Origin of the sequence: Curtobacterium sp. 458 (genome assembly GCF_030406605.1) — a bacterium.
Lineage (GTDB): Bacteria > Actinomycetota > Actinomycetes > Actinomycetales > Microbacteriaceae > Curtobacterium.
This window is the reverse complement of the sequence record NZ_CP129104.1, coordinates 1,970,228-1,995,089: the sequence shown is the minus strand read 5'-3', so window position 1 is coordinate 1,995,089 and position 24,862 is coordinate 1,970,228. Positions and strand designations below refer to the sequence as shown.

Here is a 24,862-nt window from a genome sequence, read left to right as displayed (position 1 = left end):
ACGCCCGCGATCGAGCTAGCTCGGGTTCGCCGTCCCCCCGGCCATGCTCTCCGTCTTCGCGCCGCGCTCGTCGGCGTAGCGGTCCCGGAGGTCACGGGCCTTCTCCGAGCGGTACCAGTCGAGCCGTGCCCCGGTCTCCACCGTCTGCATGCCGATGACGACCTTGCCGCGAGAGTGCATCTCGGCGAGGTCCTCGTACGCGTCCACGATGTACTCGAACGGGTAGAAGCCCGAGATGAGCACCTGCACGCGGCGGTCCTGCACGGCCTTCGCGAGCAACTGGAGCGACTCGGTGGCTTCCTGGTCGTCGGCGGGGGCGCGGAGGAACCGCACCTCGATGTCGCGCCGCTCCTCGGACGAGACGAAGCGCCCGTCCGGGATGCCGAGCCGTGCGGCCAGGGACTCGGCGTCCGACTCTCCGTGGTTGTCGATGAACGCCGTGATCGTGCGGCCGTCGGCTGCCTCGCGGATGCGGGCCTCTTCGCCCTCGCCGTAGGCCACGGGCAGCGTGCCGATCTGGCGGAGGTAGTCGTGGTTGCGGGGGCTCCCGAGGGCGATCACGGTGGCGCCGGCGTCGTGCGCGAGCTGGCACTCGATGTGCCCGACCCCGCCCGCCGCGGCGGTGATGACGACGGTGTCGTCCTTGCCGAGCCGGAGCTTCCGGACGACGTCGATCGCGGTGCACCCGGCGAGGTAGAGCCCGCCGGCGACCTCCCATCCGACGTGCTCCGGCTTCTTGATGACGGCGGCGCGCGGCACCCGCACCCAGTTCGCGTGCGTCCCGCCCTGGGGGTGGTGCCCCATGACCTCGTCTCCGACACGGAGGTCCTTCACGCCCTCGCCTCGGGCGCGCACGATGCCGGCGAAGTCGACGCCCTGGTGCGCGGGGAAGGTGAGCTCGACGTGGTCCTGCAGCTTCCCTTCGCGGAGGAAGCGCTCGATGTGGTTCAGGCCGGCGGCCACCACCTCGACGACGATCTCACCGGGTCCGGGCTCCGGTCGCTCCTGCTGGACGACCTGGACCACGTCGAACCCGCCGTAGCGGTCGTACTGCACTGCGTTGCCGTGTCGCATGGCGCGCTCCTTCGAAGACGATCTGCCTCTCGTCTACTCGTGCGGGCCGAGCGGTGTCCGCACGTCCGGGGGACTTCGCGGACACCGGGCGCGTCTCAGCCCGCCGCCGCGATGATCGCCCGTACGGTGTCGGCGTCGTGGTGGAACGCGAGCGGGTCGGCGTCGGGCCGCGGCACCCGCACGGGCGTGGACCACACCGAGCCGTCCGCCGCGACGTCGACCACGAGGTAGCCCGCGTCGATGTGCGCCGACTCCTCGTCGTACGCGCCGACGACGTCGGTGTCGTTCGCGACCCCCGGCGCGACGAGCACCGGGACCCCGGTCCACGTCCCGGCGGCGTGGTGGTGGTAGTGGCCACCGAGGACCAGTCGGACGTCCGTCCCGCGGACCGCCTCGGCGAGGGCGTCGGCGTTCCGGAGCTGCAGTGCGGCGTGGAGCGCGGTCGGAGCGGGCAGCGGCGAGTGGTGCAGGACGACCACCGTGCCGCCGTCCGACGGCTCGGACAGTGTGGTGCGGAGGCGGTCGAGCGCCTCGTCCGCGACCATCCCGTAGCCGGCGCCGGGGACGCTCGTGTCGACCGTGACGATCCGGCGTCCGGCGACGACCGACTGCCCGGCCACCGGCACCGTCGGCGGCAGGTACTCGAGGGTGTGCATGAGCGGCCGGCCGCCCTCGCCGAGCACGTGCCCGTTCGCGAGCACCTGCCGGAAGCCCTCGCGCTGGTCGTGGTTGCCGGGGACCGCGACGAGTGCCGCTCCGTGCCGCTCCGCCCACGCGCCGACCCGCTCCCGGAAGACCGTGTACGACCCGGGCGAGCCGTCCTCGGACACGTCGCCGGACACCACCACGAGCCCCACGTCCGGGATCCGCTCCGCCGAGGAGAGCACCGCGTCGAGTGCGGCCGCCGTGTCGGTCGACCCCTGGTGCAGGGCGCCGTCGCCGGTGAGGTGGGTGTCGGACAGGTGGAGGATGCGGAGCGATCCGGGAGCGAGCGGCTGCATGGCGGTCACGCTAGTCTGCGCGGCGATCACCCCGCTGTGCCGCACGTCAGCGTCCGGTGTCAGCGCTCCGTTCCGACAGCGGCGGCCGCGAGCTGGTCCTCGAGGTTGAAGACCTCGGGCAGGACCCGGGCGGTCTGGTCGGCCCGCCCGGTCGCGCCGTCGAAGAGGTCCTGCATGTGCGCCTCCCACGTCGCCGCGACCTCGGACGCGGCGAGGGCCGCATCCGCGTCGGCGACCGAGTCCGTCTCGTAGTACCCGATGAGCAGGCCGTCGTCGTCGAGGAACAGCGAGTAGTTCCGCCGCCCCGCGGCGGCGATCGTCCGCAGCATCGCCGGCCAGACCGCCGCGTGGCGTTCCCGGTAGGCGTCGAGGTGCTCCGCGGCCACCTGGAGACGGAAGCAGACGCGGGTCACGTGATCCGGGCCTCCAGGCGGTCCGGACGGGAGGCGCGCACCACGCTGTTCGACGTCGCTCACCGAGGCGTCCGCTCGCCGGGCGCGGCGCGCAGCGTCCGCTGACGCTCCACGTGCTCGTCGACGGTCCGGGTCGTCCCCGTCACGCTCGTCACGGTGCCGTACCGCTCGGCCTCGATGGACTCGAGCGACCGGCCCTGGGTCCGCGGTGCCCAGATCGTGCCGACGAGGAACGACAGCGCGAGGAGGCCGAGGATGAGCCCGCCGAGGCCGCGGAGCCCGATGTCGGACAGCAGCAGCGGGAACCAGATGCTCAACAGACCGACCATGACCCGCGCGGCAAGGAAGAGCACGCCCTGGGCGCTGGCGCGGTACCGCGTGGCGAAGAGCTCGCTCGTCCAGAGGCCGTAGAACGCCTGCGCGCCGATGCCGGACGACACACCCCACGCGATCGCGAAGAACAGCAGCGTGCCGAGGTTCGCCGGTGCGTAGATGAGGACCGCCCACGCGACGATGGCGAGCACGGCCCCGACGGCGAAGAGCACACGGCGGCTCACCCGGTCGGCGAAGCGCATGAAGCCGAAGTACGTCGCCGCGACCGTGCACGCCCACACGAGGACCTGGAGCCCGTACTGCTCGGGCACGCTCGTGACGCCGGTGGCCGAGTAGACGCGCGGCTGGAAGATGCCGGCCTGACCCGCGACGGTGTTCCACAGCGCGTAGACGCCGAACAGGAACAGCATCGCGGTGAGGTTCACACGCTTGCTGAACAGCTGCGTGATGCCGTGGAAGAAGTTCGCGCTGCCGGTGGCGGCGCGCTCGTCCTTCCAGATCGTGGACTCGGGCAGGCCCCGGCGGAGCCACCACACGACCGCGGCGACGACGAACAGGTGCGCGAAGATGAGCCGGCTGCCGAGCAGGCCGAGCGGGGCGGCGGCGATCGCCAGGGCGAACCCGACCATCGGGCCGATCGACCACGCGAGCTGCGCGGTGCCGACGTGCGCGGCCCGCTTGTCGGCGGGCGCCTGCTCCGCGATGTAGGTCCAGCTCGCGGGGACGCCGGCGCCCACCGCGATGCCGGTGAGGATGAAACCGACGAGGAGCATCCCGTAGCTGCCGGCGAACACCGCGAGGAGGATGCCGAGCATGTAGAGCAGCAGGTCGTAGGTGTAGATGAACTTGCGGCCGTAGCGGTCGCACAAGGGGCCGCCGATGATCGCGCCGGCCGCGGCACCGAACGCGTTGGCGGACAGGCTCGCGAGCAAGCCGACCTGCAGGTCCCCGATGTGGAACTGCGCCTGCCAGAGGCTGAGGCTCGTGGCGATCGCGATGATCGACCCCGACTCGATGTAGTTCGACATGGCGACCGAGATCGTCGCCTTCCAGCCCGTGGTGTTGCGGGCTCCAATGCGGACCGCCATTGGTCCTCCGTTCGCGTGTTCGTCGATGAATCGTTTCAACGGTGGTGCTGCGAGGACGATACGCGGTACCGCGGCGTTCGGCAAGCACCACGACGACGAGCATCGTCGGGGCTGCACCGCGGCAGCGATCCTCGCAGACACAGCGTCCCGCGCGCCCGGAACCACCGGGCGGATGCCAGGATGGCCCCATGGCGGTCAGCGTGCGGGACGTGGCAGCGCTCGCCGGTGTGTCCCTCGGCACCGTCTCGAACGTCCTCAACCGGCCGGACAAGGTCGCCCCTGCGACGGTCGAGCGCGTGCAGTCCGCGATCGCCTCCCTCGGCTTCGTGCGCAACGACTCGGCCCGCCAGCTCCGGGCCGGTCGCAGCTCCACCGTCGGCCTCATCGTGCTCGACGGGGGCAACCCGTTCTTCACCGACGTCGCACGCGGCGCCGAGGACGCCGCCATGGCACAGGGACTCGCGGTCCTCATCGGGAACTCGGACGAGTCCGCCGAGCGCGAGCACACCTACGTCGACCTCTTCGAGGAACGCCGGGTCGCCGGCCTGCTCGTCTCCCCCGCCGGCAACGACCTCTCACGGCTCGAGCGACTCCGGGACCAGGGCACGGCGGTGGTCCTCGTCGACCGCCGCGCCGACGACGAGCACTTCGCGTCCGTGTCGGTCGACGACGTCGCCGGCGGCCGCATCGCCGTCGAGCACCTCGCCGCGATCGGCCGCCGACGGATCGCGTTCGTCGGTGGCCCCACGAGCATCCGGCAGGTGGCCGACCGGCTCGCAGGGGCGACCGCCGCGGCCGAGGCCGCCGGCGTCTCACTCGAGGTCGTCCCGACGCGCTCGCTCTCGGTCCTCGAAGGGCGCCGTGCCGGCGAGGAGCTCCAGGCCCGTCCGCCGAGCGAGCGGCCGGACGCCGTGTTCGCCGCGAACGACCTGCTCGCCGTCGGGCTCGAGCAGGCGTTCATCATGCGTGGATCGGTCGCCGTCCCGGAGGCGATCGCCATCGTCGGCTACGACGACATCGCCTTCGCCGAGGCCGCGGTCGTCCCGCTGACCTCGGTCCGGCAGCCCGCACAGGACCTCGGCCGGCGGGCGATCGAGCTGCTGGTCGCCCAGGTCGAGCACGGGCAGGGCATCGACCTCGAGCACGTGGAGTTCACCCCGGAACTCGTGGTCCGGCAGTCCACGGTCGCCGAGGGCTGAGTCGATCCGCGGTGCCGCCCGCCACTGGACGGGAGGCGCGGTGCGGGGCCGCCACGGGCCTCCCGGCCGGTCGCGTGGTGCCGCCCACCACCCGACGGGTGGCGCGGTGCGGGGCCGCCACGGGCCTCCCGGCCGGTCGCGTGGTGCCGCCCACCACCCGACGGAAGGCGCGGTGCGGGGCCGCCACGGGCCTCCCGGCCGCGGGTGGTGCCGCCCGCCGCCTACGATCAGACCATGGTGCACATCCCGAGGCGCGACGCGCCCCCGAGCGTGCACCACGTCGCGGCCCGCGCCGGGGTCTCGCTCGCGACGGTGTCGAACGTCCTCAACCACCCGGAGCGCGTCGCGGAGGGGACCGCCGCGAGGGTCCGTGACGCCATCGCCGCCCTCGGCTACACGCCGAACCGGAACGCGCGCGCACTCGTGTCGGGACGGACCCGGTCGATCGGACTGGTGGTGACCTCGCTCCGGAACTCGCTGTTCACCGACATGGTGAGCGGCGCACAGACCGCGGCGCGGGCCGAGGGCAACACGCTCCTCGTCACGAACAGCGACAACGACCTCGGGGCGCAGGCCGAGCACCTCGCCTTCATGGAGAGCACGCGGGTGTCGGGCATCCTGCTCGCCTCGATGACGACCTCCCGCGAGCAGGTCGAGACCGTCCGGAAGCACGGCCTCCCGGTCGTCTACGTCAACTACGAGCCCACCGACGTCGACGCGTGCTCGGTGATCGTCGACAACGAGCAGGCCGGCTACGTCGCGACGACGCACCTCATCGAGCAGGGGTGCCGACGCATCGGGTTCGTCAGTGCTCGTCCGGACCTGCAGCCCGTCGCCCGACGACGAGCGGGGCTCCTCCGCGCGATCGCCGAGCACCCCGGCGTGGAACTCGTCGATGTCGACGCCGGGGACATCGACCCACCCGGGGGCACCGACGCCGGAGTCCGGATCGCGGCGATGGCGCCCGCGGACCGTCCGGACGGGGTGCTCGGCGTGACCGACCTGCTCGCGATGGCGGTGGTCACCGAGCTCCGAGCGGCGGGGATCCGCGTGCCCGAGGACATCCCGGTGTCCGGCTGCGACCACAACTCGATCGCGTGGGGCGGCGCCGTGCCCCTGACCTCGGTCACGCAGCACGGCGAGGAAATGGGGGCCGAGGCGATCGCCCTCCTGCTCGCCGAACTCGCGGAGGGCCCGTCGCACGTGCACCGGACGGTGGCCCTCGGGAGCGAGCTCGTGGCGCGGGAGAGCACGCTCGGACGGGCGCGCGCTGCCGGGGTGCAGGCGGCGACGCGGCCGAGCGACCCGCGGCGGACCGAGGCCTGACGGGAGCTGGCGCGGGCGCGGCGGGCGGAGCTCGTGCGCGCGGCTCCGAGTCTCGTGCACGTGGCACCGAGTCTCGCGCGCCCCAGTCCGAGTCTCGTGCAGTGCGACGACTCTCGTGCGTTGGAGCCCGAGTTCGGTCGGTCACCCCGAGTCTCGCCTGCACGGACCGAGTCTCGTGCGCGCCGCCCCGAGCCTCGCCTACGCAGGACGCGCCGCCGCGACCGCACGGGCCGCCGCACGACTCCGTAACGAATTCGACGCGGCGATTGACACGCTTCAATCCTCGTGATTCCATTCCGATTGAAACGCTTCAACCCGCAGTACCCGGACCCGCACCGACGCGGTCTCCGGAACCGCTCCACCCGGGTTCCCCAGCCCCGGGCCTTACGAGGAGGTAAGGAATGTCAGCACGCTCCACGCGCCGACTGGCCACCAGGTTGATCGCCATCGGCGGCGCTGCGGCACTGGTCGGCGGCCTCGCGGCCTGTTCGTCCGGCGGGTCGGCCGACACCGGCGGCAAGGTGCAGATCACGTACCAGGCGGACAACTCGCCCGCCACCGCAGCCACCGCCAAGCCGCTCATCGCCGCGTTCGAGAAGGCCAACCCGGACATCACGGTGAAGTTCGACACCCGCCCACAGGGCACCGACGGCGACAACCTCGTGAAGACGCAGCTCTCCACGGGCGAGATGGCCGACGTGTTCAACTACAACTCCGGCTCGCTCATGCAGGCCCTCAACCCGGACAACACGCTCGTGGACCTGTCCGACCAGTCCTGGGCGAAGGACGTCGACCCGCAGTTCACGAAGGTCGTCAGCACCGACGAGGGCATGTACGGCGCACCGTTCGGCACGAGCTTCGGCGGTGGCGTGATGTACAACAAGAAGGTCTACGAGAAGCTCGGCCTGAGCGTCCCGACCACCTGGGACGAGTTCATCAGCAACAGCGAGAAGATCAAGGACGCCGGCGACGTCGCTCCGATCATCCAGACCTACGGCGACACCTGGACGAGCCAGCTCTTCGTCCTCGGCGACTTCGCGAACATCAGCGCGCAGCAGTCGAACTGGGCTTCCCGGTACACGGCCAACAAGGAGTCGTACGCGAAGCAGCCCGCGCTCGCCGGGTTCCAGCACCTCGCCGACGCGCAGGAGAAGGGTCTCTACAACGAGGACTACGCCTCGGCGACGCAGGCGAACGGGCTGAAGATGCTCGCCGAGGGCACCGGGGCGCAGTACCCGATGCTGACGAACGCCATCGCGACGATCCAGCAGGACAACCCGGACGCGGTGGACGACATCGGTGCCTTCGCCCTGCCGGCCCAGGACGCCGCGGACACCCGCCTGACCATCTGGGAGCCGAACGGCCTGTACATCCCGAAGACGAGCACGGGTGACAAGCTCGCCGCCGCGAAGAAGTTCATCGCGTTCGCGAACTCGTCCGAGGGCTGCGGGGTGCAGAACGACACCGGGACCCCGGGCGGCCCCTACGTGATCTCCACGTGCACGCTGCCGGACAGTGTCCCGCCGATGATCGGTGACCTGCAGAAGTACCTCGACGACGGCAAGGCATCGCCGGCACTCGAGTTCCTCTCCCCGATCAAGGGCCCGAACCTCGAGAAGATCTGCGTGCAGGTCGGCTCCGGCATCTCCTCCGCCGCCGTGGGTGCGAAGCAGTACGACCAGGACGTCGTGCAGCAGGCCCAGCAGCTCGGCATCAAGGGCTGGTGAGGTCGGTGACCGCGACGCTCACGACGGCGGTGGCCCCGCCGCAGACGACGAAGGCCGGACCGGGCCCCGCACGGAAGCGGATGCGCTCGTTCTACCCGGCGTGGTTCTTCATCCCGGCGATCGCCCTGTACGTGGTGTTCTTCGCGGTCCCGACCTTCGCGGGGTTCTACTTCTCGCTCACCCGCTGGACGCTGTTCGACCAGACCTTCATCGGCTTCGACAACTTCGTCCGGTTCTTCCAGGACCCGCAGCTCGTCTCCGGGTTCGTGCACACGTTCGAGTACGGGTTCGTGACGAGCGCGGCGAAGGTGGTCCTCGGACTCGCCCTCGCCCTGCTCCTCACGAGCCCCGTGCTCGGGCGGGGCTACCTGCGGGCGGTGGTGTTCTTCCCGGTGCTCGTGTCGACCATCGGCATCGGCATCACGTTCAAGGCGCTGATGGACCCCTTCCACGGGATCATCAACGGCGCCCTCGGGTCGCTCGGCCTGCCGACCCCCGGCTGGCTGACCGACCCGGCGCTCGCCCTCTGGAGCGTCGCCGCGGTGGACATCTGGAAGGGCGTCGGCATCGCGACCCTGATCTTCATCGCCGGGATCGTCGCGATCCCGCAGGAGTACTTCGAGGCCGCCCGCGTCGACGGGGCGAGCTCCTGGACGATCTTCCGCAACATCACGCTGCCGCTCTCGCGCCCGGCGATGGGGACGGTCATCATCCTGTCGCTCATCGGCGGGCTGCGGTCGTTCGACCTGATCTGGGCGATGACCGGCGGTGGCCCCGGGTTCACGAGCGACGTCATCGCGAGCGTGATCTACAAGCAGTACCAGGCGGGCTTCTACGGGCTCTCGACCGCCGGCAACGTCGTGCTCTTCGTCGTCGTCACCGCGATCATGGTGCCCATCTCGTGGCTCATCAACCGCAAGGAGGCGGAACTGTGACCGCACCAGCACTCGACCGCGCGGCCACCGCGGGACGCACCGGACGGGGACGGGCCACCGTGCCGGGGCCCCGACGCGGCCCGAGGCGCGACACCGTCCGACGGTGGACCGTCGGCAGCATCGCGATCGTCGTCAGCTTCGTCGTCTTCCTCGTGCCGTTCGCCTTCATCCTCCTCCAGGCGATGAAGTCCCCGGCGGAGGCCAACCAGCTCGGCTTCACGCTCCCGACACAGTTCCAGCTCTGGCAGAACCTGGCGGCCGTGCTCGGGACCGGCGACGGCGGCATCCTCCGGGCGTTCCTCAACAGCGCCGTCCTGACCGTCGGCAGCGTGCTCATCATGGTCGTCTTCTCTGCCATGGTCGGGTACACGCTCCAACGCCGCCCGAGCCGGTGGAACGGCGTGATCAACTTCTTCGTGCTCGCCGGCCTCATCGTCCCGCCCGCGATCGTGCCGACGATCTGGGTGCTCCAGGGCCTCAACCTCTTCAAGACGATGGGCGGCATGATCCTCATCGAGGCCACCTTCGGACTGTCGTTCTGCATCCTGCTGTTCCGGGCGTTCGTCGCCACCATCCCGAAGGAGCTCGACGAGGCCGCGGTCCTCGACGGCGCCGGACCGATCCGCCTGTTCTTCGGGGTGGTCCTGCCCCTGCTCAAGCCCGTGATCATCACGGTGGTGCTGGTGCAGTCGGTCACGGTGTTCAACGACTTCACGAACCCGCTGTACTTCCTGCCCGGTTCCGAGAACGCCACGGTGCAGCAGACGCTCTACTCGTTCCAGAGCCAGTCCGTCAGCCAGCTCAACCTGCTCTTCACCGACGTCCTGCTCATCACGATCCCCCCGCTGATCCTCTACGTCTTCTTCAACCGTCAGATCGTCGCCGGCATGACCAGCGGCGCCGTCAAGGGCTGACGCCCACCCGGCCTGGAGGCACGACCCGCCTCCGCCACGCCGCCCACCGCGGCGGGCACCAGCTCCCACGACCCCGCACCGGTCGACGACGACCGGTCGCGTGAAAGGACTCATCTCATGACCACCTGGACCGCACCGTTCATCGCGAGCGACGCCGACCTCGGGAGCGCACCGATCCTGCGCCGGGAGTTCACCCTCGACGACGGCCACGGCGCCGTCATCGGCGCGACCCTCGACGTCAGCGCCCTCGGCGTCGTCGAGGCGTGGATCGGTGGCCAGCGGGTCTCCGACCACGTCCTCGAGCCGGGGTGGACGAGCTACGAGTGGCGCGTCCGGGTCGTGTCCCACGACGTCACCGGACACCTCGCCGAGGCCGGGTCCGGCGACGCGGCGGTGCTCGCACTCGTGCTCGGGAAGGGCTGGGCAGCCGGCCGTCTCGCCTGGGGCGGGGGTGGGGGCTGGTACGCCGACGAGGTCGCCGGGTCCGCCGAGCTCCGCATCACGTTCACGGACGGCCACGAGCAGCGGATCACGACGGACACCGACTGGCAGGCCCTGTCGAGCGCGATCACCGCCGACCAGCTCTACGACGGCCAGGACATCGACGCCCGCCTGCGCGACGGGTCCTTCCTCACGCCGGGCGACGTGACGGTCCCGAGCGTCGAGGGACACGAGGGCCGGACGAGCACCGTCCACACGGTGGACCTCGGCGACCGCGAGCTCGTCGCCGACACCGTGCCGCCCGTCCGGCCCCTCGCCGAGATCGCACCCGTCGCGGTCTGGACGAGCCCGTCGGGAGCCACCCTGGTCGACTTCGGCGTGAACCTCGTCGGCTGGGTCCGCGTGGTCGCGAGCGGCGCCGCCGGGACGGTCCTGACCCTCCGGCACGCCGAGGTCCTCGAGCACGACGAGCTCGGCACCCGCCCGCTCCGGACCGCCCTGGCGACCGACCACTTCACCCTGAGCGGCAGCGGCCCGGACGCCCCGGACCGCTTCGAGCCCCGGTTCACGTTCCACGGGTTCCGGTACGCGCAGGTCGACGAATGGCCGGGCACGCTCGACGAGCTCCGCACGGCGCTCACCGCGGTGCAGGTCGGTTCCGACCTCCCCCGCACCGGCACCTTCGCGTCGAGCCACGACCTGCTGAACACGTTCCACGAGAACGTCGTGCGGGGCATGCAGGGCAACTTCCTGAGCGTCCCGACCGACTGCCCGCAGCGCGACGAGCGGCTCGGCTGGACGGGCGACATCGCAGCGTTCGCGCCGACGGCCTCGTACCTGTTCGACACGAGCGCGTTCCTCGGCGACTGGCTGCGGGACGTGTGGCTCGAGCAGCAGCACGCGGACGGGGTGATCCCGTTCGTCGTGCCGGACGTGCTGAAGTACTCCCCCGCCGAGGACTTCGGGAAGCCGAACGCCACCGCACTCTGGTCGGACGCGGGGGTCTGGGTGCCGTGGACGCTGTACCAGGCCTACGGTGACACCGCGGTGCTCGCGGAGCAGTTCGACTCGATCGCCGCGCACCTCCGCCGAGTCCGCAGCCTGCTCTCCCCCGAGGGGCTCTGGGACACGGTGTTCCAGTTCGGCGACTGGCTCGACCCGGACGCCCCGCCGGAGGACGCCGCCGCGGCGAAGGCCGACCCCGGCGTCGTTGCGACCGCGTGCGCGTTCCGTTCGGCGAGCATCGGGGCCGAGGTGGCGATGCTGCTCGGCCACGAGGCGGAGTCGGCCGAGTTCCGGGAACTCGCCACGGGCCTCCAGGCCGCGTTCCGGGAGCACTACGTGGCGGACGGGAGGATCCGCAGCGACTGCACCACCGTCTACGCGCTCGCGATCGTCTTCGGGCTGCTGACCGAGGCGGACGAGGCCGCGGCGGGCGACCGGCTCGCCGAGCTCGCGGCCGCCGCCGGGTACCGGATCTCGACCGGGTTCGCGGGCACGCCCTTCATCACCGACGCGCTCACGCGGACCGGCCACGTCGAGGACGCCTACCGACTGCTGCTGCAGACCGAGTGCCCGTCGTGGCTCTACCCGGTCACGATGGGCGCGACCACGGTGTGGGAGCGGTGGGACTCGATGCTGCCGGACGGCACCATCAACCCGGGGCAGATGACCTCGTTCAACCACTACGCCCTCGGTGCGGTGGCGGACTGGATGCACCGGGTGGTCGGGGGTCTGTCGGCGCTGGCGCCGGGCTACGCCGAGGTGCTGGTCGCTCCGCAGCCGGGCGGCGGCCTGACGTGGGCGTCGACCTCGCTCGAGAGCGTCCACGGACGGATCGCGGTGCGGTGGGAGCTCGTCGACGGCGAGCTCGCGGTGCAGGTGACCGTGCCCGAAGGGGTCTCGGCGGTGGTGCGCCTGCCGGGGCTGGAGGAGCAGGGCGTCGGCGGCGGCGAGCACGAGTTCCGGGCGCCCGCGGCGGCGGCGGTGCCCGCAGGCTGACCGCCGAGCCAGCCCGTCGGCTCCCCACCGGCGGAACCAGGTTCCGGACACGGCACCGTGCTGTTCCGCAGTGCTGTGTCCGGAACCTGGTTCGGCCAGCCCGGCCAGCCCGGCCAGCCCGGCCAGCCCGGCCAGCCCGACCAGCCCGACCAGCCCGACCAGCCCGGCCAGCCCGGCCAGCCCGACCACTGCCGCCCGGTTGCACACCGCACCCGCAGCGCGTACGGTATGAAACGATTCAATCAGTCACGAGGAAGTGCACGATGACATCCACCCCGACCTTCGCCGGCATCGGCGACCAGCTCGCCCGGCAGCAGATCGAGCTCCCGAGCTGGGCGTTCGGCAACTCCGGCACCCGCTTCAAGGTGTTCTCGACGCCGGGCACCCCGCGCGACCCGTACGAGAAGATCGCCGACGCCGCGCAGGTGCACCGGTACACGGGGCTCGCGCCGACCGTCGCGCTGCACATCCCGTGGGACCTCGTGGACGACTTCGCCGACCTGAAGCGGCACGCCGAGGAGCACGGGGTCCGCCTCGGCACGATCAACTCGAACACGTTCCAGGACGACGACTACAAGTTCGGCGCGCTGACCCACACCGACGCGAGCGTCCGGCAGAAGGCGATCGACCACCACTTCCGGTGCATCGACGGGATGGACGCCACCGGCAGTCGCGACCTGAAGATCTGGCTGGCCGAGGGGTCGAACTACCCGGGCCAGGCCGACATGCGCGAACGCCAGGACCGCCTGCACGAGTCCCTGTCGACGATCTACGACCGGCTCGGCGACGACCAGCGGCTCGTGCTCGAGTACAAGTTCTTCGAGCCGGCGTTCTACCACACGGACGTCCCGGACTGGGGCACGAGCTACGTGCAGACCGCGGCGCTCGGCGACAAGGCGATGGTGTGCCTCGACACCGGGCACCACGCGCCCGGGACGAACATCGAGTTCATCGTGATGCAGCTGCTCCGGCTCGGGAAGCTCGGCAGCTTCGACTTCAACTCGCGCTTCTACGCCGACGACGACCTCATCGTCGGCGCGGCTGACCCGTTCCAGCTGTTCCGCATCCTCGTCGAGGTCGTCCGCGGCGGCGGGTACGACAACCCGGACGTCGCGTTCATGCTCGACCAGTGCCACAACGTCGAGGACAAGATCCCCGGGCAGATCCGCTCGGTGCTCAACGTGCAGGAGATGACCGCCCGCGCGCTGCTCCTCGACCGCGTCGCGCTCACCGCCGCGCAGGAAGCCCACGACGTCCTCGGCGCGAACGAGGTCTTCATGGACGCGTTCCAGACCGACGTCCGCGCCGACCTCGCCGCCTGGCGCGAGTCGCGGGGGCTCCCCGCGGACCCCATGCGCGCCTACCTCGACTCCGGCTACCAGCAGCGGATCGCCGAGGACCGGGTCGGCGGCGTCCAGGCCGGCTGGGGCGCCTGAGCGGCGCCAGGACGACGAAGGAACGCGACTGATCATGACCGACACCAGCCTGGAGGCACGGGTGGACCCCGCAACACAGACGACCGGCGACCAGGTGGTCGCCTCCCTGATCGCGCGCTCGAACGCGCTCGGCTCGGACCCGCGGATCACGAACTACGCGGGCGGCAACACGTCCGCGAAGGGCACCGCGACCGACCCGGTGACGGGCGAACCGGTGGAGCTGCTGTGGGTGAAGGGCTCCGGGGGCGACCTCGGCACGCTGACGCCGTCAGGGCTGGCCGTCCTCCGGGTCGACCGGGTCCGAGCGTTGCAGAACGTCTACCCGGGCGTCGAGCGTGAGGACGAGATGGTCGCCGCGTTCGACCACACCCTGTTCGGCAAGGGCGGTGCCGCACCGTCGATCGACACCGCGATGCACGCCCTCGTCGACGCCACACACGTCGACCACCTGCACCCGGACGCCGGCATCGCGATCGCGACCGCCGCCGACGGCCCGGAGCTCACCGAGCGGATCTTCGGCGACAAGGTCGTGTGGGTGCCGTGGCGCCGTCCGGGCTTCCAGCTCGGCCTCGACATCGCCGCGATCAAGGACCAGCACCCCGAGGCGATCGGCACGGTCCTCGGCGGCCACGGCATCACCGCCTGGGGTTCGTCGTCGGAGGAGACCGAAGCGAACTCGCGGTGGATCATCGACACCGCCGAGCAGTACATCCGCGAGCACGGGCAGGACCAGCCGTTCGGCACCCTCCGACCCGGGTACGAGGCGCTGCCCGAGCCCGAGCGGCGTGCACTGGCGGCTGCCCTCGCACCGACGATCCGCGGCATCGCCGGGCACGACAAGCCGGTCGTCGGCAGCTTCACCGACACCGACGTCGTCCTCGACTTCCTCGCGAGCGAGAAGGCACCCCAGCTGGCGGCCCTCGGCACGAGCTGCCCGGACCACTTCCTCCGAACGAAGGTCAAGCCGCTCCTCCTCGACCTGCCCGCCACGGCGAGCATCGAGGAGCAGACCGCCCGCCTGCACGAACTGCACGAGCAGTACCGCCAGGACTACCAGGCGTACTACGACCGCCACGCCACCCCGGAGAGCCCGGCCATCCGCGGCGCCGACCCGCTCATCGTGCTCGTGCCGGGCGTCGGCATGTTCTCCTACGGCAAGGACGCGCAGACCGCACGGGTCGCGGGCGAGTTCTACGTCAACGCGATCAACGTCATGCGCGGCGCCGAGGCCCTGAGCACCTACGCCCCCATCGACGAGGCCGAGAAGTTCCGCATCGAGTACTGGGCGCTCGAGGAAGCCAAGCTCCAGCGGATGCCCGCGCCGAAGCCGCTCGCGACGCGCATCGCACTCGTGACCGGAGCCGCGTCCGGCATCGGCAAGGCGATCGCGAAGCGCCTCGCTGCCGAGGGTGCCGCCGTCGTCATCGCCGACCTCGACCTCGGCAAGGCGCAGGAAGCAGCAGCCGAGATCGGCGGCCCGGACCAGGCCGTCGGCGTGGTCGCGAACGTCACGAGCGCTGACGCCGTCGACCAGGCGATCCAGGAGACGCTGCTGCACTTCGGCGGCCTCGACCTCGTCGTCAACAACGCCGGACTCTCCCTGTCGAAGAGCCTGCTCGAGACCACCGAGCAGGACTGGGACCTGCAGCACGACGTCATGGCCAAGGGGTCGTTCCTCGTGTCGAAGGCCGCGGCGAAGGTCCTCATCGAGCAGGGCCTCGGCGGCGACATCGTCTACATCTCGAGCAAGAACTCCGTCTTCGCCGGCCCGAACAACATCGCCTACTCCGCCACCAAGGCCGACCAGGCACACCAGGTCCGGCTGCTCGCGGCCGAGCTCGGCGAGCACGGCATCCGCGTCAACGGCATCAACCCCGACGGCGTCGTCCGCGGATCGGGCATCTTCGCCTCGGGGTGGGGAGCGAACCGGGCCAAGACGTACGGCATCGACGAGCAGGACCTCGGGAAGTTCTACGCCCAGCGCACCATCCTGAAGCGCGAGGTCGTCCCCGAGAACGTCGCCAACGCCGTGTACGCCATCTGCACGTCCGACTTCTCGCACACCACCGGGCTGCACGTCCCCGTCGACGCCGGCGTGGCCGCGGCGTTCCTGCGGTAGGGCACGCCGTGACGAACAGCGGCAGCGTCGCCGCGGTCGACCTCGGCGCGACGAGCGGGCGGGTCATCATCGGCCACGTGGACCGGGACGGCGTGCGGACGGACCACGTCGCCCGCTTCCCGAACGGCCCGGTCGCCCTGCACGAGCACGGCCGCGACACCCTGCACTGGGACGTCGTCGAGCTGTACCGGGAGGTCGTGGCCGGACTCCGCCGGGCCCGCGCCGAGCACACCGACCTCGCGAGCATCGGCATCGACTCGTGGGCAGTGGACTACGGGCTCCTCCGCGAGGGACGCCTGCTCGGCCTGCCCGCCCACTACCGGGACGCCCGGCACGAGCACGGCGTCGACACCGTCCACGCCTGCGTGACCGCCGACGAGCTGTACCGCCGCAACGGTCTCCAGCACCTGCCGTTCAACACCGTCTTCCAGCTCGCCGCCGACCCCGACGCCGTCCTGGCGGACCGGGCCCTCCTCGTCCCCGACCTCCTCGGCTACTGGCTGACCGGTGTCGAGGCCGCCGAGCGCACGAACGCGTCGACCACGGGGTTGCTCGACGCGACCACCCGGGGATGGGACCAGACCCTGGTCGCCGCCACGGGCCTCCCGGCCGACCTGCTGCCTGCACTCCGCGACCCGGGTGACCGTCTCGGCACGCTCCTGCCGTCCCTCGGTGGCGGCGTGCCCGTCACGCTCGTCGGGTCGCACGACACGGCGTCGGCGGTCGTCGCGGTCCCCGCGACGGAGGCGGACTTCGCGTACATCTCCTCCGGCACGTGGTCGCTCGTCGGGGTCGAGCTCGAGACCCCCGTCCTGACGGACGCGGCACGCGCGGCGAACTGCACGAACGAGGGCGGCGTGGACGGCCGCGTGCGCTTCCTCAAGAACGTCTCCGGCCTGTGGCTGCTCTCCGAGAGCGTCCGCACGTGGGAGCAGGACGGCTCCGCCGTCGACCTGGAGGCACTGCTCGCCTCCGCCGCGGAGGTCACCGCACCGGTCCCCGTCTTCGACGTCGCGGACGAGTCGTTCACCGCGCCGGGCGACATGCCCGCCCGCATCGCCGATTGGTGCTCGCTGCACGGACTCTCGGCTCCGGCCACCCGGGCCGAGTTCGTGCGGTCCATCCTCGAGTCCCTTGCGGCTGCGTACGCGTCGACGCTGCGGACCATCGTCGAGGTCACCGGCAAGGACGTCCGCGCCGTGCACGTCGTCGGCGGCGGGTCGCAGAACCGTCTCCTCTGCCAGCTCACCGCCGACCGGACCGGACTGCCCGTCCTCGCCGGCCCCGTCGAGGCGACCGCGCTCGGCAACGTGCTCGTCCAGGCGCGCAGTCTCGGCCTCGCGGGGCTCGGGGGTGCATCGTTGGAGGCACTCCGCGACGTCGTCGCCCGCACCGTCAAACCGACCCGCTACTCCCCCGCACCGGGCTCGGACGCCCGACCCCACCGCACCACCGTCAGGAGCCACGCATGACCGCCACCGACGACCAGCACCGCGTCGACCCCGCCACGGGTGCACCCGCGGCGTCCTCCGGTCCGGCGTCCTCGGCACGGGCCCGCGTCGAACGGCGGATCCCGAAGGTGCGGGACCTGGCGCCGTTGCTGCAGTTCAGGAAGCCCTCGCTGCCGGGTCGGCGGCAGCGGCTCGAGCAGGCGTTGACGATCTGGGACCTCCGCGCCATCGCCGCCCGACGCACCCCTCGTGCGGCGTTCGACTACACCGAGGGCGCCGCCGAAGCCGAGATCTCCCTCGCCCGAGCCCGGCAGGCGTTCGAGGACATCGAGTTCACCCCCGCCATCCTGCGCGACGTGTCCCACGTCTCGACCGCACGCTCCGTGCTCGGCGCCGACGTCGCACTCCCGTTCGGGATCGCACCCACCGGGTTCACCCGGATGATGCAGACCGAGGGCGAACGCGCCGGCGCCCGCGCGGCCGGACGCGCCGGCATCCCGTTCTCGTTGTCGACGATGGGCACCACCGCCATCGAAGACGTCAAGGCCGCCAACCCGCACGGGCGGAACTGGTTCCAGCTCTACATGTGGAAGGACCGCGACAAGTCGATGGCCCTGGTCGACCGGGCCGCCCGCGCCGGGTTCGACACGCTGCTGGTCACCGTCGACGTCCCCGTCGCCGGCGCCCGACTGCGCGACAAGCGCAACGGGTTCTCGATCCCGCCGCAGCTCGGCGTGAAGACCGTCGTCAACGCGATCCCCCGGCCCTGGTGGTGGTTCGACTTCCTCACCACCGAGCCGTTGGCGTTCGCGTCGTTGGATCGGTGGTCGGGGACCGTCGGTGAGCTGCTGGACCACATGTTCGACCCGACCGTCACCTACGAGGACCTCGCCTGGATCCGGTCGCAGTGGCCGGGCAAGGTCGTCGTCAAGGGCGTGCAGTCCCTCGCCGACGCTCGTCGCCTGGCCGACATGGGTGTCGACGGCATCACCCTGTCGAACCACGGCGGCCGCCAGCTCGACCGCGCCCCCGTCCCCTTCCACCTCCTGCCCCAGGTCGTCAAGGAGGTCGGGAAGGACACCGAAGTGCACCTCGACACCGGCATCATGTCCGGCGCCGACATCATCGCCGCCATCGCCCTCGGCGCCCGCTTCACCATGGTCGGCCGCGCCTACCTCTACGGGTTGATGGCCGGCGGCGAAGCCGGAGTCGACCGCATGATCCAGATCCTCACCGACCAGATCGAACGCACCATGCGCCTCCTCGGCGTCACCACCCTCGACGAACTCGAACCCGCACACGTCACCCAACTCCAACGGTTGGTGCCGATCCCGCGCTGACAGACATCGGACATCTGGCCCATGATGGTGTCGTGATCATCGACGCTCACCACCACCTGTGGGACCCCGCCGACCGCCCCTACCCCTGGATGGACGACTCGGTCGCCGCCATCGACCGCCGCTTCGACGTGGACGACCTCCGCGCGGCGAGGGCCGACACGGACGTCACCGCGACCATCGTGGTGCAGGCCGTCCACGACGAGGACGAGACCGCGTTCCTCCTCGCCCAGCCCGCACCGGTCGTCGGGGTCGTTGGCTGGGTCGACCTGACGGCGCCCGACGTGGCCGACCGGCTCGCGTTGCTGCTGGGAGACGGATCAGCACGCGAGGCGGCGGGCTCGGCGACGCGCCCGCTGGTGCCGACGGCCCCCGCGTTGGTCGGCATCCGGCACCAGGCGCAGGACGAGCCCGACCCGGACTGGCTGGCCCGTCCGGACGTCGTGCGCGGCGTCCGTGCGGTGGCGGCCGCCGGGCTGACGTACGACCTGCTGGTGCGAGCTCGGGAGCACCCCGCCGCGCTCGCCCTGGTCGACGCCGTCCCGGAGGGGCGCTTCGTGCTCGACCACGCCGGCAAGCCGGACATCGCCGCGGGGGACAACGGGTGGCGGCAGCGGATGGCGGACCTCGCCGAGCGACCGAACGTCGTGTGCAAGGTCTCCGGCCTCCTCACCGAGGCCGGGCCCGACTGGCGGGAGCGTCCGGTCGCCCGGTACGCACGTGAGGTGGTCGAGGTCTTCGGGCCCGACCGGTCGGCGTTCGGCTCGGACTGGCCGGTGTCGACGCTCGCCACCGACTACGCCGAGGTGCTCGGCACGACTCAGGACGCCCTCGCCGACCTGTCCGACGCCGACCGCGACGCGGTGTTCCGGGGCACGGCGGTCCGCACGTACCTGGCGCCTCGCGGCATCGAGACATAGGATGTCTGTCGGGCGCAGTGCCGCGCCGTTCGACGAGAGCGAGGAACGATGCAGTTCGCACGACTTGGCCCGGCCGGCTCCGAGATCCCGGTCGTCATCGACCCCGACGGCAGCGTCGTCGACCTCCGGCCCCTCACATCGGACATCACCGGGGCGTTCCTCGCGGCAGAACCCGGCCCGGACGAGCTCGTCGCGCACGCACGGGCCGCCGGCGACCTCCCGACGATCCCTGCCGACGAGGCCGCTGCCCTCCGCCGTGGCGCACCCGTCGCCCGCCCGGGCAAGGTCGTCTGCATCGGGCTGAACTACCGCGACCACGCGGCCGAGACGGGCGCCGACATCCCCACCGAACCCATCGTGTTCATGAAGGACCCGTCGACGGTGATCGGCCCCGACGACGAGGTCCTCATCCCCCGCGGCAGCACGAAGACGGACTGGGAGGTCGAGCTCGCGATCGTGATCGGCCGGACCGCCCGCTACTGCGCCTCCGAGGACGAGGCCGCCGCCTGCATCGCGGGCTACACGATCGCCCACGACGTCTCCGAGCGGGAGTTCCAGCTCGAGCGCGGCGGGCAGTGGGACAAGGGCAAGTCGTGCGAGACGTTCAACCCGCTGGGGCCGTGGCTCGTCACCCCGAACGGGTTCGCCGACGCCGGACTCGACCCCGAGCGGCTCGGGCTCCGCCTGTCCGTCAACGGCGAGGTCCGCCAGGACGGCACGACCGCCGACATGATCTTCCGCCCGACCGAGGTCGTTCGGTACCTCTCGCAGTTCATGGTGCTCCACCCCGGCGACGTCATCAACACCGGCACCCCGGCCGGAGTCGCCCTCGGCAGCGGTGCGCCGTACCTCAGGGCGGGAGACGTCGTCGAGCTGAGCGCGGACGGACTCGGCAGCCAGCGCCAGACGGTCGGTGCGGCATGACCGGCGGCAGCCACGACGGCGTCCGGGCGATCGTGACCGGCGGAGCGTCGGGCATCGGCGCCGCGATCGCCGAGGCCCTGCGCGAGCGCGGTGCGACCGTCGCGGTGCTCGACCTCCGGCCCGACGACGCCGACCTGTCGTTCGTGTGCGACGTGTCCTCGGACGAGAGCGTGCGGGCAGCGGTCGGCGCCGCGGTCGAACGGCTCGGCGGGCTCGAGGTCGTCGTGAACAACGCCGGCATCGGCGCGCAGGGCACCGTCGAGGACAACCCCGACGACGAGTGGCGACGCGTGTACGAGGTGAACGTCCTCGGCGCGGTACGGGTGTCGCGGGCTGCACTCCCCCACCTCCGGGCGTCCGGCAACGCGAGCATCGTCAACACCTGCTCGATCGCCGCGACGGCCGGCCTGCCGCAGCGTGCGCTCTACTCGGCGACGAAGGGCGCCGTCGCCGCCCTCACCCGCGCGATGGCCGCCGACCACCTGCGCGAGGGCGTCCGCGTCAACGCCGTGAACCCCGGGACGGCCGACACCCCGTGGGTCGGACGGTTGCTGTCGTCGGCACCGGACCCCGCCGCCGAGCGGGCTGCCCTCGAGGCCCGACAGCCGCACGGTCGTCTGGTCGCCGCGGCGGAGGTCGCTGAGGCCGTCTGCTACCTGACGAGTCCGGCAGCCCGGTCGACGACCGGGGTCGACCTGGCCGTCGACGGCGGGATGCAGGCGTTGCGGCTGCGGCCGGCGTGAGGAACCCGGGAGGCGCGGCTATCGTCGTGCTGTCCGGTCGCGTGCGCGACCGCGCTGAGCAGGAGGTGGTGACGTGGCGTCGCTGACCGACGATGCGATCGCACGCATCCAGCAGATGATCGTGAGCGGCGAGCTCCAACCGGGCCAGCGCCTCCCTCCCGAGAAGGAGCTCAGCGAATCCCTGGGCCTCTCGCGGAACAGCCTCCGCGAGGCGGTGAAGGCCCTCGAGCTCATCCGGGTGCTGGACGTCCGCCGCGGCGACGGGACCTACGTCACCTCGCTCGAACCGACCGTCCTGCTCGAAGCGGTCTCGTTCGTCGTCGACATGCACCACGACCGGTCCCTCGTCGACCTGCTCGAGGTCCGGCGCATCCTGGAACCGGCGTCCGCGGTGCTCGCCACCGCCCGGGCGTCCGAGCAGCAGATCGACGAGCTCGCGACGCTCATGGTGGCGGTCGACGACAGCACCGGCGTCGAGGACCTCGTCGCGCACGACCTCCTGTTCCACTCCACGATCGCCACGATCGGGGGGAACCAGTACCTCTCCGGGCTGCTCGACGCCCTGTCGAGCAAGACCGTCCGGGTGCGGGTGTGGCGTGGCCTCACCCAGAACGGCTCCGTGCAGCGCACCCTCGACGAGCACGCCGCGATCGTCGACGCGATCCGCCGGCGCGACCCGCAGCTCGTGCAGTCGCTCGTCGTGGCCCACGTCGAGGGCGTGGAGCGCTGGCTCCGCCGGTCGCTGGACTGACCGGCGCGAGGAGCGCGGCGCGAGGAGCGTGGCGCGGCTCAGGCGCTGAGCAGCCCCGCCGCGCGGAGGTCGTCCCACAGCGCGTCGGGCACCGACGTCGACGCACGCTCGGCGTTCTGCCGCACCTGCGACGCCGACTGCGCACCGAGTGCGATCGCCCGGACGGCGGCGGCCCGGCGGGGGAACGCCAACGCGGCCTCGGGCAGCGTGACCCCGTGTCGTTCGCAGACGCCCGCGATGGCGTCCGCGCGCTCGACGAGGTGCTCCGGGGCCGTGGCGTAGTCGTACGTGGCACCCGGTGCCGGTCGGGGCGAGCTCAGCAGACCGGAGTTGTAGACCCCGACCGCGACCACGTCGACACCGAGCTCGCCGCACCGGTCGACCAGTGCGGCGGCGGGTTGCTCGAGCAGCGTGTACCGCCCGGCGAGCATGACCACGTCGCACAACCGGGTCTCGACAGCGGCCGCCAGGGCGTCGACCGAGTTTGACCCCACACCGACCGCCCGCACGACGCCCTCCGCCCGGAGGTCGGCGAGCGTCGGCAGCGCCTGGGTCAGCCCGTCGGTGAGCGAGTACACGTCCGGGTCGTGCAGGTACGCGACGTCGACGTGGTCGAGGCCGAGCCGGCCGAGTGACTCGTCGAGTGACCGCCGCACGCCGGACGGCGACGGGTCCCACTGCCGCACCGTGTCGTCGGCCACCGCGAACCCTCCGGAGGCCAGGTCGTCCCCGTCGCCCCGGCCGGGCACCAGGAGCCGGCCGACCTTCGTGGACACCAGGTAATCGGACCGCAGTCGTCCGGCGAGCGCCGTCCCCAGCCGTCGTTCGGACAGCCCGAGCCCGTAGTGCGGAGCGGTGTCGAACCCGCGGACGCCGACGTCCCACGCGGCCTCGACGGCGGCGCGGGCGTCCTCGTCGGAGACCTCTCGCAGCAGGTTCCCGATGCCGGCTCCCCCGAACCAGAACGGCCCCCGGTCGAGCTCGACCGCGCTCACCGGTCCGCCTCCGGCCCGACCTCGGCAGTCACGGAAGCGACCCCGTCCACCTGCGCGGCGAGGGACCACACCCGCGGGACCCCGTCGTCGCTGCCGGAGTAGTCGTCGGCGGCTTCGAGCAGCGGGTTGACGACGGCCTGCCACTCGGCGTTCACCGGGTCGTCCGCGAGCGACCGGCGCATCGTCCGGTAGTCCTCGACCTCGATGAGGTGCACGAGGTCGAGGCCGTCGCGCCAGATCGTCCAGTCGTGCACTCCGGCCTCGCGGAGCCGGGCGGCCAGCGCGGGCGGGACCGTGGCGTGGACGCTGTCGTACGCCGCCTCGTTCCCCGCCCGCAACCGCGTGCGCGAGAGGATCCGCTGCACTAGTCCTCCTTCAGGAACAGCTCGACGACGGGCACCGCGACGTCGGGGCGGACGATGGGGAGCACGAGCGTCAGCGTCCCGGCGGGCTGTCCGCCGAGGCCGGTGTTCTGCGCGCGGGTGCCCGGCGGGATCTCCCGGTGGTGCACCTCGGACGCGTCGTTGAGCAGCTGCGCGTAGGCGACCTTGCCCGCGAGGTCGGGCAGGTGCACGTGCTCGAACGGCCAGGTGAAGAGGTGCAGGTAGAGCCGGTCGCCGCGCTGCGTGTAGACCGTGCCCGCCGGTGCCCGGAAGGACGACGGCCCCGCGCCGTACACCGAACGGGCGTGCTGGTGCATCCACTCGCCGATGCCGGCGAGGGACTTCCGTGCGACCGGGTCGAACTCGCCGCGGCCGGTCGGCCCGACGTTGAGCAGCATGTTCCCGTTGTTCGAGACGCCGTCGACGAGCATGCGGACGAGCAGGTCGACGCTCTTCACGTTCTGGTTGTCGCGGTCGTAGCCCCACGAGCCGTTGAACGTCTGGCACGCCTCCCACGGCACGGGGACACCGTCGACCTCCATCGGCTTGTCCGGCTGGTACTGCTCGGGCGTGACGATGTCGCCCGGGATGTCGAGGCGGTCGTTGACGATGATGCCCGGCTGCAGCCGCTTCGTCAGGGCCATGAGCTCTTCGGAACCCCAGTCGTCACGCCCCTTGCCGCCCCAGCGGTCCTCGTGGTCGTTGTCCCGGTACGAGAAGTCGTAGAACAGGTAGTCGATCCGCCCGTACCCGGTCAGGAGCTCCTCGACCTGCCCGTGCAGGTACTCCCGGTACCGGGCCATGTCGCGCCCTTCCTGGAGTCGGGCGATCTCCTCCGGGCTGTCGTCCCGGCGCGGGTGCACGCCGTCGATGGTGAAGTCCGGGTGGTGCCAGTCGATGAGCGAGTGGTAGAACCCGATCCGGATGCCCTCGGCCCGGAACGCGTCGACGAACTCGCGGACGATGTCCCGGCCGAAGCGGGTGTTCGTCGCCTTGTAATCCGTGAGCTGCGAGTCCCAGAGCGCGAACCCCTCGTGGTGCTTGGTGGTGAGGACGGCGTACTTCATGCCGGCCTCGCGTGCCCGGCGCGCCCAGTCGGCCGGGTCGAACAGGTCCGGGTCGAAGTGGTCGAAGTACTTCTGGTAGTCCTCGTCGGTGATGCGCTCGTGGTTCTTCACCCACTCGTGCCGAGCGGGGAGCGCGTAGAGCCCCCAGTGGATGAACATGCCGAACCGGTCGTGCGTGAACCAGGCGGGCAGACCGCTCGCGTCGGTCTCGGTCTGCGGTGCAGCGGGTGCGGTGATGGTCATGTGGGCCAGTTTCCTTCCAAGGAGACGAACGAGGGACGAAC

At 71.6% G+C, this 24,862-nt stretch carries 21 protein-coding genes; 14 read left to right on the top strand and 7 right to left on the bottom strand.

The features are described from left to right. Positions 1-15: 15 nt before the first annotated feature. The 4 genes from QPJ90_RS09920 to QPJ90_RS09905 form a co-directional block, all read right to left on the bottom strand. On the bottom strand, positions 16-1,074 hold the full coding sequence (locus tag QPJ90_RS09920; RefSeq protein WP_290131082.1) for an NADP-dependent oxidoreductase: 1,059 nt from the start codon (positions 1,072-1,074) through the stop codon (positions 16-18). A 95-nt stretch (positions 1,075-1,169) separates the two neighbouring features. Then, the gene (locus QPJ90_RS09915; RefSeq protein WP_290131081.1) at positions 1,170-2,075 is read right to left on the bottom strand and encodes a metallophosphoesterase; all 906 of its coding nucleotides are present in this window, start codon (positions 2,073-2,075) and stop codon (positions 1,170-1,172) included. A 59-nt stretch (positions 2,076-2,134) separates the two neighbouring features. Further along, complete coding sequence (locus QPJ90_RS09910) at positions 2,135-2,488, bottom strand: L-rhamnose mutarotase (RefSeq protein ID WP_290131080.1); 354 nt, start codon at positions 2,486-2,488, stop codon at positions 2,135-2,137. A gap of 59 nt (positions 2,489-2,547) precedes the next feature. Then, positions 2,548-3,909 (bottom strand): MFS transporter, encoded by a 1,362-nt coding sequence (locus QPJ90_RS09905; RefSeq protein ID WP_290131079.1) that lies wholly within the window; start codon positions 3,907-3,909, stop codon positions 2,548-2,550. Positions 3,910-4,097: 188 nt separating this feature from the next. On the opposite strand from QPJ90_RS09905, the gene QPJ90_RS09900 reads away from it, so the two are divergent. From QPJ90_RS09900 to QPJ90_RS09835, 14 genes are all read left to right on the top strand, one after another. Further along, a complete protein-coding gene (locus QPJ90_RS09900; protein ID WP_290131078.1) occupies positions 4,098-5,108 on the top strand; it encodes a LacI family DNA-binding transcriptional regulator in 1,011 nt (336 codons plus the stop codon). 234 nt (positions 5,109-5,342) lie between these two features. Then, entirely contained in the window at positions 5,343-6,434 is a 1,092-nt protein-coding gene (locus QPJ90_RS09895; RefSeq protein WP_290131077.1) for a LacI family DNA-binding transcriptional regulator, read from the top strand. 401 nt (positions 6,435-6,835) lie between these two features. Continuing rightward, positions 6,836-8,161: an extracellular solute-binding protein gene (locus QPJ90_RS09890; protein WP_290131076.1), complete on the top strand. Its 1,326-nt coding sequence runs from the start codon at positions 6,836-6,838 to the stop codon at positions 8,159-8,161. Positions 8,162-8,241: 80 nt separating this feature from the next. Beyond that, positions 8,242-9,096, top strand: a complete 855-nt coding sequence (locus tag QPJ90_RS09885; protein ID WP_290134204.1) for a sugar ABC transporter permease — start codon at positions 8,242-8,244, stop codon at positions 9,094-9,096. A gap of 59 nt (positions 9,097-9,155) precedes the next feature. Then, positions 9,156-10,010 (top strand): carbohydrate ABC transporter permease, encoded by an 855-nt coding sequence (locus QPJ90_RS09880; protein WP_290134203.1) that lies wholly within the window; start codon positions 9,156-9,158, stop codon positions 10,008-10,010. Positions 10,011-10,127: 117 nt separating this feature from the next. Further along, a complete protein-coding gene (locus tag QPJ90_RS09875; RefSeq protein ID WP_290131075.1) occupies positions 10,128-12,452 on the top strand; it encodes a family 78 glycoside hydrolase catalytic domain in 2,325 nt (774 codons plus the stop codon). Between the two features lie 263 nt (positions 12,453-12,715). Then, positions 12,716-13,888 (top strand): L-rhamnose isomerase, encoded by a 1,173-nt coding sequence (gene rhaI / locus QPJ90_RS09870; protein WP_290131074.1) that lies wholly within the window; start codon positions 12,716-12,718, stop codon positions 13,886-13,888. A gap of 34 nt (positions 13,889-13,922) precedes the next feature. Next, positions 13,923-16,007 (top strand): bifunctional aldolase/short-chain dehydrogenase, encoded by a 2,085-nt coding sequence (locus QPJ90_RS09865; RefSeq protein WP_290131073.1) that lies wholly within the window; start codon positions 13,923-13,925, stop codon positions 16,005-16,007. Between the two features lie 8 nt (positions 16,008-16,015). Next, complete coding sequence (locus tag QPJ90_RS09860) at positions 16,016-17,479, top strand: rhamnulokinase family protein (RefSeq protein WP_290131072.1); 1,464 nt, start codon at positions 16,016-16,018, stop codon at positions 17,477-17,479. Beyond that, positions 17,476-18,798 carry an alpha-hydroxy acid oxidase gene (locus tag QPJ90_RS09855; protein ID WP_290131071.1) on the top strand — a complete coding sequence of 441 codons (1,323 nt, stop codon included), beginning with the start codon at positions 17,476-17,478 and terminating at the stop codon, positions 18,796-18,798. The genes QPJ90_RS09860 and QPJ90_RS09855 overlap by 4 nt, the downstream gene beginning before the upstream one ends. 32 nt (positions 18,799-18,830) lie before the next feature. After that, complete coding sequence (locus QPJ90_RS09850) at positions 18,831-19,715, top strand: amidohydrolase family protein (protein WP_290131070.1); 885 nt, start codon at positions 18,831-18,833, stop codon at positions 19,713-19,715. 48 nt (positions 19,716-19,763) lie between these two features. Continuing rightward, a complete protein-coding gene (locus tag QPJ90_RS09845; protein ID WP_290131069.1) occupies positions 19,764-20,639 on the top strand; it encodes a fumarylacetoacetate hydrolase family protein in 876 nt (291 codons plus the stop codon). Further along, positions 20,636-21,382 carry an SDR family oxidoreductase gene (locus QPJ90_RS09840; protein ID WP_290131068.1) on the top strand — a complete coding sequence of 249 codons (747 nt, stop codon included), beginning with the start codon at positions 20,636-20,638 and terminating at the stop codon, positions 21,380-21,382. The genes QPJ90_RS09845 and QPJ90_RS09840 overlap by 4 nt, the downstream gene beginning before the upstream one ends. 73 nt (positions 21,383-21,455) lie before the next feature. Beyond that, a complete protein-coding gene (locus tag QPJ90_RS09835; RefSeq protein ID WP_290131067.1) occupies positions 21,456-22,133 on the top strand; it encodes a FadR/GntR family transcriptional regulator in 678 nt (225 codons plus the stop codon). A gap of 38 nt (positions 22,134-22,171) precedes the next feature. Here the strand turns inward: QPJ90_RS09835 and QPJ90_RS09830 are convergent, their stop codons facing one another. Genes QPJ90_RS09830 through QPJ90_RS09820 form a run of 3 tightly spaced genes read right to left on the bottom strand, consistent with a single transcriptional unit; the run spans position 22,172 to position 24,821 of the window. Continuing rightward, entirely contained in the window at positions 22,172-23,128 is a 957-nt protein-coding gene (locus QPJ90_RS09830) for an aldo/keto reductase (protein ID WP_290131066.1), read from the bottom strand. Next, positions 23,125-23,493: an L-rhamnose mutarotase gene (locus QPJ90_RS09825; protein ID WP_290131065.1), complete on the bottom strand. Its 369-nt coding sequence runs from the start codon at positions 23,491-23,493 to the stop codon at positions 23,125-23,127. The genes QPJ90_RS09830 and QPJ90_RS09825 overlap by 4 nt, the downstream gene beginning before the upstream one ends. Beyond that, positions 23,493-24,821: an alpha-L-fucosidase gene (locus QPJ90_RS09820; RefSeq protein ID WP_290131064.1), complete on the bottom strand. Its 1,329-nt coding sequence runs from the start codon at positions 24,819-24,821 to the stop codon at positions 23,493-23,495. The genes QPJ90_RS09825 and QPJ90_RS09820 overlap by 1 nt, the downstream gene beginning before the upstream one ends. Positions 24,822-24,862 lie beyond the last annotated feature (41 nt).

Bases quoted from the DNA above. Each gene is read 5' to 3' on its own strand.
- QPJ90_RS09840 (WP_290131068.1), top strand. From the start codon at position 20,636: ATGACCGGCGGCAGCCACGACGGCGTCCGGGCGATCGTGACCGGCGGA.
- QPJ90_RS09865 (WP_290131073.1), top strand. From the start codon at position 13,923: ATGACCGACACCAGCCTGGAGGCACGGGTGGACCCCGCAACACAGACG.
- QPJ90_RS09895 (WP_290131077.1), top strand. From the start codon at position 5,343: ATGGTGCACATCCCGAGGCGCGACGCGCCCCCGAGCGTGCACCACGTC.
- QPJ90_RS09900 (WP_290131078.1), top strand. From the start codon at position 4,098: ATGGCGGTCAGCGTGCGGGACGTGGCAGCGCTCGCCGGTGTGTCCCTC.
- QPJ90_RS09920 (WP_290131082.1), bottom strand. From the start codon at position 1,074: ATGCGACACGGCAACGCAGTGCAGTACGACCGCTACGGCGGGTTCGAC.
- rhaI (WP_290131074.1), top strand. From the start codon at position 12,716: ATGACATCCACCCCGACCTTCGCCGGCATCGGCGACCAGCTCGCCCGG.
- QPJ90_RS09915 (WP_290131081.1), bottom strand. From the start codon at position 2,075: ATGCAGCCGCTCGCTCCCGGATCGCTCCGCATCCTCCACCTGTCCGAC.
- QPJ90_RS09885 (WP_290134204.1), top strand. From the start codon at position 8,242: ATGCGCTCGTTCTACCCGGCGTGGTTCTTCATCCCGGCGATCGCCCTG.
- QPJ90_RS09905 (WP_290131079.1), bottom strand. From the start codon at position 3,909: ATGGCGGTCCGCATTGGAGCCCGCAACACCACGGGCTGGAAGGCGACG.
- QPJ90_RS09855 (WP_290131071.1), top strand. From the start codon at position 17,476: ATGACCGCCACCGACGACCAGCACCGCGTCGACCCCGCCACGGGTGCA.
- QPJ90_RS09875 (WP_290131075.1), top strand. From the start codon at position 10,128: ATGACCACCTGGACCGCACCGTTCATCGCGAGCGACGCCGACCTCGGG.
- QPJ90_RS09820 (WP_290131064.1), bottom strand. From the start codon at position 24,821: ATGACCATCACCGCACCCGCTGCACCGCAGACCGAGACCGACGCGAGC.
- QPJ90_RS09890 (WP_290131076.1), top strand. From the start codon at position 6,836: ATGTCAGCACGCTCCACGCGCCGACTGGCCACCAGGTTGATCGCCATC.
- QPJ90_RS09845 (WP_290131069.1), top strand. From the start codon at position 19,764: ATGCAGTTCGCACGACTTGGCCCGGCCGGCTCCGAGATCCCGGTCGTC.